The sequence below is a fragment of the Azonexus sp. genome, from assembly GCF_036170495.1.
In the GTDB taxonomy this organism is placed as follows: domain Bacteria; phylum Pseudomonadota; class Gammaproteobacteria; order Burkholderiales; family Rhodocyclaceae; genus Azonexus.
In genome coordinates this window covers 1-6,154 of record NZ_JAVHPH010000062.1, presented here as the reverse complement: position 1 = coordinate 6,154, position 6,154 = coordinate 1, and the positions used below count along the sequence as shown (strand labels likewise).

Annotated in this window: 7 protein-coding genes; 2 read left to right on the top strand and 5 right to left on the bottom strand. The window is 64.1% G+C overall.

Features of this window, described 5'->3' with window-relative positions; translation table 11 throughout:
- The 5 genes from ADADOO_RS02090 to ADADOO_RS02070 all read right to left on the bottom strand — a co-directional run.
- On the bottom strand, positions 1 to 443 hold a 443-nt coding region (locus tag ADADOO_RS02090; protein ID WP_511274585.1), incomplete at its 3' end, for a DUF4202 domain-containing protein.
- A gap of 78 nt (positions 444 to 521) precedes the next feature.
- Entirely contained in the window at positions 522 to 1,154 is a 633-nt protein-coding gene (locus tag ADADOO_RS02085) for a glutathione S-transferase family protein (protein ID WP_511274584.1), read from the bottom strand.
- The gene (locus tag ADADOO_RS02080; RefSeq protein ID WP_511274582.1) at positions 1,151 to 1,519 is read right to left on the bottom strand and encodes a hypothetical protein; all 369 of its coding nucleotides are present in this window, start codon (positions 1,517 to 1,519) and stop codon (positions 1,151 to 1,153) included. Before ADADOO_RS02080 ends, ADADOO_RS02085 begins: the two co-directional genes overlap by 4 nt.
- The gene (locus tag ADADOO_RS02075) at positions 1,516 to 1,854 is read right to left on the bottom strand and encodes a thiosulfate sulfurtransferase GlpE (protein ID WP_511274580.1); all 339 of its coding nucleotides are present in this window, start codon (positions 1,852 to 1,854) and stop codon (positions 1,516 to 1,518) included. Before ADADOO_RS02075 ends, ADADOO_RS02080 begins: the two co-directional genes overlap by 4 nt.
- 178 nt (positions 1,855 to 2,032) lie before the next feature.
- Positions 2,033 to 2,506 carry a DUF1304 domain-containing protein gene (locus tag ADADOO_RS02070; protein ID WP_511274578.1) on the bottom strand — a complete coding sequence of 158 codons (474 nt, stop codon included), beginning with the start codon at positions 2,504 to 2,506 and terminating at the stop codon, positions 2,033 to 2,035.
- 89 nt (positions 2,507 to 2,595) lie between these two features.
- Here ADADOO_RS02070 and sbcD point away from each other — a divergent pair, with 89 nt between their 5' ends.
- Both sbcD and ADADOO_RS02060 read left to right on the top strand, forming a co-directional pair.
- The gene (gene sbcD, locus ADADOO_RS02065; protein ID WP_511274577.1) at positions 2,596 to 3,840 is read left to right on the top strand and encodes an exonuclease subunit SbcD; all 1,245 of its coding nucleotides are present in this window, start codon (positions 2,596 to 2,598) and stop codon (positions 3,838 to 3,840) included.
- Positions 3,837 to 6,154 (top strand): AAA family ATPase (locus tag ADADOO_RS02060; protein ID WP_511274575.1); only part of this gene is annotated, 2,318 nt, incomplete at its 3' end. The genes sbcD and ADADOO_RS02060, both read left to right, overlap by 4 nt.

The following is a 6,154-nucleotide window of genomic DNA, read 5'->3' as shown; positions in this document are numbered from 1 at the left end:
CCGGCGAAGCCGAGCATGTAGTGCTCGATGAAAACAAGGCAGCTGACGTCTTCCAGCAACTGCGTATCGGGGTTGGTCTTGATGCCCTGCTTGCCGACGGCAGCCATCACCTGCTCGATCATCGCCGCCTCGTAGCCAGCCTGGCGCATCAATTCGCCGGCCGTCTCGGCGTGAAATTTATAAAGCCCGGTACGCCAAGCAAAGTAGCCAGGTTTGCCGAGCGGGTAGCTACTGCGCGGCACCGTCCACCGCCGGATATGCTGGGCGCGCACGGCCAGCTGGGCAACCTCGCCGGACTCCGGCGCAAAGCGGCCGAGCATCTCCGTCATGCGCTGGGCGTAGAGCAGCTCTTTCGGCTGGCCCTCATCGAGATTCGGGTCTTGCCCGTTGGCGGCGTCGAACAGGGCGATGGCTTGGGCGAAACGTGGCGGGTTGGCGATCATGGAATGTCTCGGGCAGCGTGCGGGTCAGGTCAAAAGAGACCTGCAATGTAACAGGGCTTTCCCTTGTCCGAGCAGCCCTCAGCGCAACACCGATGCGTAGCCCTCTTCGGCCAGCACCTGGCGCACGGCCGGCCGGGTCAGCATCCGCCGATAGTGCACCGCGCAGTTTTCCGGCAACGGAATGCCGATGCGGTCGGCCCAGAACTCGACGTAAAACAGCGCCGCGTCGGCAATCGTGAAGTGATCGACAACGTAGTGCCGGCCGGCCAGCTGACGATTCACGATGGCGAACGCCTTGTCGATGATCTGCCGGCCCTGCGCCTTGACCGACTCGTGGTCCGAACTGCTCGGCGCGAAGCGCTCGGTCGTGAAAATGCGGGCGAAGCCTTGCGTGTGCAGCGTATGCACCGCGTAGTTCATGACGCTGAGCACCTCCACCTCGTCCTTCAAGGCTTCCGGCAGCAGCTTGCGCTTCGGGTAGCTGCGCGCCAGCCACCAGGCGATGGCCGAAAACTCGGTGAGCGCCGTGCCGTCATCGAGGACCAGCGCCGGGATCGAACCCTTGGGATTGATCGCCGCGTATTCCTTCTTGTACTGGTCGCCGGCCAGCAGATTGACGACGTAGGCCTCGAAGACCAGCCCGCACTCTTCGAGCAGGATGTGGATGCCGGTCGAGCACGAACCCGGCGTCATGTAGAACTTCATGGTCATTCGCTTTCTTCCTCGTCGGCCAGGCCGGCGAACAGCCCTTCCTGGCGGATCATGGCCTTGAAGGCCTTCATCACCGGGCGGGACAGCGCGGTTTCAGCCAGCACGCGTTTTTCGTAAATGAAATTTTTCAGCGCCTCGCTCGATTCGCGCCGGGCCTCGCCGATCAGGGCGTGGAATTCGTCGCCGAAACGCTCGCCGGGTCTGTCTTTGACGGCGTCGTAGAGCGCCTCCATGACGATCTTGTCGACGCGCCCCATCTTGCATTTGCCGTCGAGTATCTTGAGCATGACCGTGGTGGCGCAATCGACATCGCTCGGCGACAGCGCATGCGCCTGCAACCAGTCGGCGACATGCCCTGCCGTCATGCCGCAACCGGAACGGCCAGGGCGGCGGCCAGCGGCGCGTAGCCGCCATCGACGCTGAACACGTTGGTGTAGCGGAAATCAACGAACATCTGGGCAAAAACCTTGCTGGCGTTGCCGTGGTAGCAGTAGATGACCACCGGCGCCTCCTTCGGCAGGCGCTTCATCCAGGCCAGCAGGCGATCTTCGGAAAGATGCGCGGCGCCATCGACATGCGCCTTCTGGAAACTGGCCATGTCGCGCACGTCGAAGACGATGGCGGGCGGCTCGCCATGCATCAACGAGACAGCCTCACTGGCAGAAATGCAGCGAAAATCAGGTTTGGCAACGGTGTTCATGATGAGCGGAGGCAAAAAGGCAATGAAGCTTGCGATGCAAGAGCAATGCCACCCGCCGAAACCGCCTAAAGCCGCCATTTACCGGCAATCGCCGGGCATGCCAGCGGGCCAGCTTGTCGCCTTCGCGACAATCGCGCGCCCTCCCCTCCCTGGGGAGGGGTTTAAACCGCGACCAAGCCTAACTCCCCGACAAAAGCACCAAAACCAAAGCGACGGCGCCGGGAAATCCCTGCACGAAAAGGATCTTCCGGCTTGACGTGGCGGCCCCGAAAACACCGGCCACAACGACGCAGCCCAGGAAAAATATCGTCACCGATTGGCCGGCCGGCCCCTGCGACATTCCCCAGATCAGCCCCGCCGCCAGGAAACCGTTATAAAGCCCCTGATTTGCGGCGAGCACTTTCGACGCCGCGGCAAACTCCGGCGCCAGGCCGAATGCCTTTCGCCCCTTGGCGGTGTCCCACAAAAACATCTCCAGATACAAGATGTAGATGTGCAGCAAGGCCACGAGTCCTGTTGCGATGGTCGCCACGGTGTACATATCGCTGATCTCCGTTTGTATCGCCGAGCCTGTACTGCTCATGTCGATCAAATTGTGGGTTTGTGAAAAGCCTGGCCCGCCATTAAGCAACAAGTCGAGGCCGCGGGACAAGACCTGTGCAGCTGGCAAAAAAGCGACCAGTGGCTCCACCGGCTCGCCCGCCCGACATAAAATCCAGCCTTTCCACCAAGAACACGCCGATGCGCCTCCTCCACACCTCCGACTGGCACCTCGGCCAGCACTTCATGGGCAAGAGCCGGCAGGCCGAACACCAGGCGCTGATCGCCTGGCTGCTCGAACAGGTGGCAGCACAGGCGGTCGATGCCGTGCTCGTCGCCGGCGACATTTTCGACACCGGCACGCCGCCCTCCTACGCCCGCGAGCTCTACAACCAGCTCGTCGGCCAACTGTACAAGGCCGGCGTGCCGCTGCTGGTGCTCGGCGGCAATCACGACTCACCGGCCACCCTGGGCGAAAGCCGCGAACTCCTCGCCCACCTCGGCACCACCGTCATCGGCGCGACGCATGAAGACCCCGCCACACAAGTCATCGTCCTGTCGCAGCGCAACGGCGAACCCGGCTGCATCGTTTGCGCCATTCCCTTCATCCGCCCGCGCGACGTGCTGCAAAGCCAGGCCGGGCAAAGCGCCGAAGACAAGCAGTTGTCGCTGCAAAGCGCCATCCAGGAACATTACGCCGCGGTTTTCGCCGCCGCCGTCGAACGCCAGACCGTGCTGGCCGCCGAACTCGGCCCGAATGTCGGCCGCCCGCTGCCAATAATCGCCACCGGCCACCTGACCACGGTCGGCGCCAGCACCAGCGAATCGGTCCGCGAAATCTACGTCGGCGCCCTCGAAGCCTTCCCGACTGCCGCCTTCCCGCCAGCCGACTACATCGCCCTCGGCCACATCCACCGGCCGCAGAAAGTCGGCGGCCTCGAACACATCCGCTACTGCGGCTCGCCCATCCCGCTCGGCTTCGACGAAGCGAAGCAAACCAAGGAAATGCTGCTCGTCGACCTCGACAGCGACGGCCTCAAAGCCGTCACCGTCCTGCCCGTGCCACGCTTCCAGGCTCTGGTCACCGTCAACGGCAATCTCGACACGCTGGCCGGCGCCATCGGCGCCGCAGCCGCCCAAGGCACCCGCCAATGCCCGGCCTGGCTCGAAGTCACCGTCGCCGAAGACGATTACCTGGCCGACCTGCCGGCCCGCATCGAAGCACTCACCGCAGGCTGGCCGGTTGAAGTCCTGCGCATCCGCCGCCAACGCGGGAACGCCGTCTCCAGCCTGGCAGCAGAAGCCAGCGAAACCCTGGACGAACTCAGCCCGCACGACGTCTTCGCCCGCCGCCTGCAACAGGAAGAACTCGGCGACGAGATGCAGCAAGCATTGAGCGAGCGCTACCGCGCCGTCGTCGCCGGCCTGCACGGGGAAGAAGCATGAAAATCCTCACCCTGCGCCTGAAGAACCTCAATTCGCTCAAAGGCGAATGGCGCATCGACTTCACCAAGCCGCCCTTCACCGACAACTGCCTGTTCGCCATCACCGGCCCGACCGGCGCCGGCAAATCGACGCTGCTCGACGCCATCTGCCTCGCGCTTTACCACCAGACGCCGCGCCTGAAGACCATCTCGGCCTCCGACAACGACATCATGACGCGGCACACCGCCGACTGTCTGGCCGAGGTCGAATTCGAAGTCAAAGGCGCCGTCTACCGCGCCTTCTGGAGCCAGCGCCGCGCCCGCGACAAGATCGACGGCGCGCTGCAGGCGCCCAAGGTCGAGCTGGCCACCGTCGATGGCACCATCCTGAGCACGCAGACCAACGACAAACTCAAACGCGTCGCCGAAATTACCGGTCTCGATTTCCCGCGTTTCACCAAGTCCATGCTGCTCGCCCAGGGCGGCTTCGCTGCCTTCCTCAATGCAACGCCCAACGAGCGCGCCGAACTGCTCGAAGAACTGACCGGCACCGAGATTTACGGCGAGATTTCGCGCAAGGTTTTCGAACAGGCCCGCGAGGCCAAAAGCCAGCTCGACCAGCTCAAAGCCCGCGCCGACGGCATGGAACTGCTCAGCGACGAACAACGCGCCGCGATGCAGCTCGAAGTCGGCCGCCTCGACACCCAACTCACCGACGTCCAGCGCCGCCACCAGCAAACCCAGACCCAGCGCCAGTGGCGCCTCGATCTGGCGCAGAGCGAGCAGGAAATCAAAGCCGCCGAAGGCAAGCTACTTGAGGCCGACACCGCGCTGACCGCCGCCGCGCCGGACCTCAAAAAACTCGCCGACAGCGAACCAGCCGAAGCGCTGAAACCCCTGCACCAACAATGGCAACAGGCCGCTGCCGCCAGCCAGCAAAGCGAAGCCGAACTCAAAGCCCTGCTGGCCGAACGCGAAACCCTGCAAGCCGAACAACTCGCCCAACACCAGGCTGCCCGGCATTACAGCGCCCGACTCGCCGCCCAGACCCAGCAAGCCCAACAACAAAGCCAACGCGAAGCCAAGGAACTCGACGACTTCTGCGCCGCCCAGCCGCAACGCGCCCAACTCGGCGAACGCCTCGGCGTCTGGCGCCAGCAGTTCGAACAACGGGCCAAGCTGGTCCGCGACCGCGCCGCCCAGCAAGAAGCACAGCAAAAACTCGCCCGGGAACTCGCCGAAACCGCCCATCAGATCGAAAAACAGACTGCTACGGTCAACCGGGAAAAAGAGGCAAAAACCAAATCCGACGCTGCGCTGGAAAAAGCCCAGACCGAGCAGAATCAGCGCCTCGCCGGCCAGACCCTGGCCGAACTGCGCCAACATTGGCAAGGCGAACAAGCCGGCCTGAATCGCTGGCAACAACTCGAAACCCTCGCCCAGCGCCGCCGCGAACTCGCCGCCCAGCAAACGACGCAAGCCACGCAACTGCAGCAGATTCAGGAAAAGATCGCGATGCAGGAAAAGGCCCTGACCGCCCTGCGCGAACAACACAAGGAACTCGCCGCCCAGGTCGCCGACAAGCAAAAGCTGCTCGACCAGGAGCGCCGCATCCAGAGCCTCGAAGCGCATCGCCGCCAACTGCAGCCCGGCGACGCCTGCCCGCTGTGCGGCGCCCACGACCACCCGGCCATCGCCGACTATGCCGGGCTCGACGTTTCCGCCACCGAAACCGCCCTCAAGGAAAAACAGGCGGCGCTCGACGCCCTCGTCCAGAAAGGCCAGCAAGCCAGGGCCGAACAAGCCGCCACTCAAGCCACACAAAAAGAATGGCTGGCCCAGCAGGCCAAGACCACGCAGGAAGCAAGCCGCCTGCAAACGGAATGGGCCGAACTGCTCGCCAGCCTCACCAACGCTGCGCCGCTGGCGGACAGCGCATGGCAGGAGCCCGACACCCTCGCCACCGCCCGCAGCGCCGCCGAACAAGCGCTGGCCCGGCTCACCCAGCGCCAGCAAGCCGCCGACCAAGGCGAACAAGCCCTCAACGCCGCCCGCAAAACCGCCGCCGACGCCGCCCAAACCCTGCTCAACGCCAGCAACCAGCTCAATCTGCAACAACAAACCGCGCAAACCGGCCAGCAACGCCAGACCGAAATCGCCAAAGCCGCGCAGGCACTGCTTCGGGAACAGGCCGAACTCGACGAAAAACTAATCGCCACGCTCACCACCGCCGGCTACGGAATCCCGGCCGACCCCGCCGCCTGGCTGCAGGAACGCGACAGCGAATGGCAGCACTGGCAGCAAACCCAGAAACGCCGCCACGAACTCGCCGAAAT

Excerpts from the sequence above, each read along its gene's own strand:
- ADADOO_RS02080 (WP_511274582.1), bottom strand. The coding sequence starts at position 1,519 with ATGACGGCAGGGCATGTCGCCGACTGGTTGCAGGCGCATGCGCTGTCG.
- sbcD (WP_511274577.1), top strand. The coding sequence starts at position 2,596 with ATGCGCCTCCTCCACACCTCCGACTGGCACCTCGGCCAGCACTTCATG.
- ADADOO_RS02075 (WP_511274580.1), bottom strand. The coding sequence starts at position 1,854 with ATGAACACCGTTGCCAAACCTGATTTTCGCTGCATTTCTGCCAGTGAG.
- ADADOO_RS02085 (WP_511274584.1), bottom strand. The coding sequence starts at position 1,154 with ATGACCATGAAGTTCTACATGACGCCGGGTTCGTGCTCGACCGGCATC.